At 38.6% G+C, this 4,334-nt stretch carries 3 protein-coding genes; all 3 read right to left on the reverse strand.

All coding sequences use genetic code 11. From position 1 onward, the window contains the following. Positions 1–261: 261 nt before the first annotated feature. Positions 262–834, reverse strand: coding sequence for a hypothetical protein (locus ENL20_12700; protein ID HHE39409.1), 573 nt, complete (start codon positions 832–834; stop codon positions 262–264). Then, a complete protein-coding gene (gyrA, locus tag ENL20_12705; protein ID HHE39410.1) occupies positions 835–3,381 on the reverse strand; it encodes a DNA gyrase subunit A in 2,547 nt (848 codons plus the stop codon). Between the two features lie 242 nt (positions 3,382–3,623). Next, positions 3,624–4,334, reverse strand: a 711-nt coding sequence (locus ENL20_12710; GenBank protein ID HHE39411.1) for a DNA topoisomerase IV subunit B, incomplete at its 5' end; no start/stop codon positions are given.

Consider the following 4,334-nt stretch of genomic DNA (forward strand, 5'->3'; position numbering starts at 1 on the left):
AGGTGAGTGTTAGCTGCATTTAAATAAATTCTTTAAATTAAAAATGAAGCGAAGCCAAAGATATAGGAGGTAGTTACATCTTGATTTCGCTCTTTTTGGGAAAATTTTCCTGAAATCTTTATGAAAAATTAATTAAACACCGAAAAACGCTGAAGCACACCGAGAAGAGAAAATTATTTTCGGTGTTTCTCAGTGAACTCGGTGGTTAAAAAACATTGAAATTCCGATTCTTTAAAAAAGTTTGATCTCCCCTTAATTTTATCAGTTTTCTCGTTCAAAATTTATTGTTTTACCTTTAAAAACTATCGAGCATTTTTTGTTTACAGACTTCAATTTCGGGAAAAAAACAAATCCTGATTTAGTAGCACCCGGTAGGATCGTTCCAAAATTGAAAGCATCAGACATCAGATATTTTTTTGCTTCCCGCCAGTTTTCCCAGATCTGACGATGTTCTTCCGGAACTTCGAGATAATGATCATAAGCGATCTCTTCCGGTACGAGAAGTTCCAAAACATAATCTGTTCCAACGGCATCAAATTGTGTTCCGGAAGCATCGAGCAGACTGATATCTGCTGCTGCAACTTCAATTTTTTCAGAAGATTTATTCTTCACTGAAATATGAAATGTCGTAAAATAATCGGTCAGATTTTGCGGTTCTCTGATCCAGTATTTATTGGAAACTGCGAAAACATAATCTTCCTGTTTTTGAATTGCATAACCTTCCGAAATAGTAATATTTTTTGTTGGAACAGGCACATATTTTACGGAACAGGAAATCAGAATTCCAATTAGAAATATTAATAAAAATCCTGACTTAACTTTGGAAAATTCCATTTATTCCTCGATACTGCTTTCTTCAGTAGTTACCTCTTCCGCAGGATTTTCCGGTAATTGTTCCTCAACTGCTTCCGAACTTTCTGCTACCGGAATTCCAGTTTCTTCTTCTTCCAATTCTTCTTCTTCCGCCGCAATTCTGGCAATATCGAAAACCTTATCACCATTATTCAGAGCAATCAACCGAACTCCCTGCGTATTCCTGCCGATAATACTGATTTTCTCAACTGGTTGACGGATGATCATTCCGTCTTTGGTTACGATCATCAAATCATCATTATTCACAACTTCCATCAACGAAATCAGATGACCGTTCCGTTCCGAAGTTTTCAGGGTTATGACGCCTTTTGAACCTCGTTTGGTGCGATTATAATTATCGGTAGCTGTTCTTTTTCCATAACCGTTCTCACTGATCGCCAGTAGAGTTCCTTCTCTTTTCACGACGACCATCGCAACAACTTCATCATCTTCTCGTAGTCGGATTCCTCTCACACCTTGAGAATTCCTGCCCAGAGAACGAGCATCATTTTCGCTGAATCTGTTGGCGAAACCGTTTCTGGTAGCGAGGATTATGTCATTATCTCCTTCCGTAATCTGGGCATCGATCAACTGGTCTCCATCCACCAGTTTGATGGCAATGATTCCATTCACACGCGGATGGGAAAATGCGATCAGATCACTTTTTTTGATAGTCCCGTTTTTGGTGACCATCGTTACATAATGCGGAAGATTAAAATCACGAACCGTGACGAATGCTTCGATCTTTTCATCTCTTTCGACTTGCAGGAGATTGACAATTGCTTTTCCTCTCGCCAGTCTTCCAACACGTGGAATTTGATGAACTTTGAGCCAGTAGCATTTTCCAAAATTAGTGAAAAATAGAATATATGCGTGCGTGGATGCAACAAAGATATTTTCCACAAAATCTTCTTCTTTCAGGTTAGAACCAGAAAGACCTTTGCCGCCGCGACCTTGTTTGCGATAAGTATCGATAGGTAAGCGTTTTATATAACCTTGATGAGAGATCGTGACAACCATATCTTCATCTGCGATCATATCTTCCGTATCGATATCAGCAGATCCTTCGATGATCGTTGAACGTCGGATATCATCATATTTTTTCTTGATTTCTTTGATCTCTTCTTTGATTATATCCATCCTCAGATCTTTGTTTTCAAGGATTTTTTTAAGCTTCTTTACCAGTTTTACAATATCCTTATATTCTTTTTCGATTTTATCTCTTTCCAAACCGGTTAATCTCTGCAATCTCATTTCCAGGATCGCTTTTGCCTGGATTTCCGAAAAATCGAATTTTTCCTGTAAATTCAAATTGGCTTCACTCGTTGTCTTTGATGCTTTGATCGTAGCAATGACTTCATCGATATTATCGAGTGCAATCCGATAACCTTCCAAAATATGCAATCTTTTTTCTGCGTTATCAAGTTCGAATTTCGTCCTGCGAACTACAACTTCGTGCCGGAAATCTATGAAATTTCGGATCATTTCCTTCATATTCAGAACTTTGGGAACACCATTCACCAAAGCCCGATTATTCACATTAAAACTATCCTGAAGTTGTGAATATTTATAAAGTTTATTAAGAACAGCATCACCATCAGCATTTCTTTTGATAGTAACTACGAGCCGCATTCCCTGTCTTCCTGACTCATCACGAATATCGCTTATTCCTTCGACCCGTTTATCTTTGACCAGACTCACCATTTTATCGATCAGGAATTTCTTATTCAACTGGTAAGGAATTTCCGTAATTACTATCATTTCGGAACCATTACCTTTAGTTTCGATAGTTGCTTTACCGCGCATAATAATGCGTCCATGACCTGTTTCAAAATAATCTTTTATCCCTTTTCTTCCGATAATATATCCGCCGGTTGGAAAATCTGGACCTTTGATATAATTCATCAATTCCATGATTTCAATTTCCGGATTATCAATCAGGGCAATGATTCCATCGCAGACTTCTCCAATGTTATGCGGAGCCATGTTCGTTGCCATACCAACTGCAATTCCGGAAGAACCATTAACGAGTAGATTAGGAAATTTTGATGGAAAAACTACCGGTTCTTTGCGAGTATCATCATAGTTAGGATGATAATCAACTGTATCTTTGTCCAGATCATCCATCAAATCAACTGATGCTTTTTGCAGTCTGGCTTCCGTGTAACGCATCGCAGCCGGAGGATCACCATCTTGCGAACCGAAATTTCCCTGACCATCAACAAGCATATAACGCAAGCTCCAAGGTTGAGCCATCCTCACCAAAGTCGGATAAATAACCTGTTCACCGTGCGGATGATAATTTCCGGAAGTATCACCGGCGATTTTTGCACATTTCCTGAATCCTCGACCGGGTGTCAGGTTGAGTTCGTGCATGGCATACAAAATCCTTCTTTGAGAAGGTTTCAATCCATCCCGCACATCCGGTAAAGCCCGGGAAACAATCACACTCATGGAATATTCCAAGTATGATTTTTTCAAAACATCTTCAATTTCTATTATTTCGATCCTCGACCTGTCGTGAATCATTAAACCTCCGATTTATTTATAATTATTTCCCTTCCGAAGTCTTCTAAAAAAATTCTCTTTCAAAGGATTCGGAATGTTTTCTCTTAAAACTTCGATTAATTAATACTGTTCATCTCGTTACAAAACTCCTGTTTTGTAATGAATTGCCTAAAACTTCATTTAATTTATTACCGTTATTCAAAATATAATCTTATATTCCCAAACAGGAGTTTAGGAACGAGAAGAACAATAATAAAAACTTTTTAAACTTCTACATCTACATACTTAGCATTCGTTTCGATGAATTCCCGTCTTGGTTCTACTTCGTCTCCCATCAAAATCGTGAACATTCTATCTGCTTCGATAGCATCGTCGATCTTTACGGAAGTAAGAATTCTTTTTTCAGGATCGAGCGTTGTTTCCCATAATTGATCAGCATTCATCTCACCTAAACCTTTGTATCGCTGAACAGTTACTCCTTTATCACCGATTTTTTTCAATGCTTCATCCCGCTGTTCTGTTGTATAAACATATTTGTTTGTTTTTCCTTTTTTAATAAGAAACAAAGGTGGTTTGGCGATGTAAACATGTCCGTATTCGATCAGAGGTCGCATATAACGGAAGAAGAAAGTGAGCAACAAAGTTGCGATATGTTGTCCGTCCACATCAGCGTCAGACATGATCACGATTTTGTTGTAACGCAGTTTGGAAACATCGAATTCTTCCCCGATCCCGGCTCCAAGAGCGAGAATAATCGGCTGGATTTTATCGTTGTTCAGGACTTTATCAATCCTGGCTTTTTCTGTATTCAGCATTTTTCCCCACAAAGGTAAAATAGCCTGGAAAGTCCTATCTCTTCCCATTTTAGCTGAACCTCCGGCAGAATCTCCCTCGACCAGGAAAATTTCTGTTTGGGAAGGATCCTGAATCGAGCAATCTGCTAGTTTGCCCGGAAGATTGCCGCTTTCCAAAAC

It is taken from the genome of Candidatus Cloacimonadota bacterium, from assembly GCA_011372345.1.
In the GTDB taxonomy this organism is placed as follows: Bacteria; Cloacimonadota; Cloacimonadia; order Cloacimonadales; family TCS61; genus DRTC01.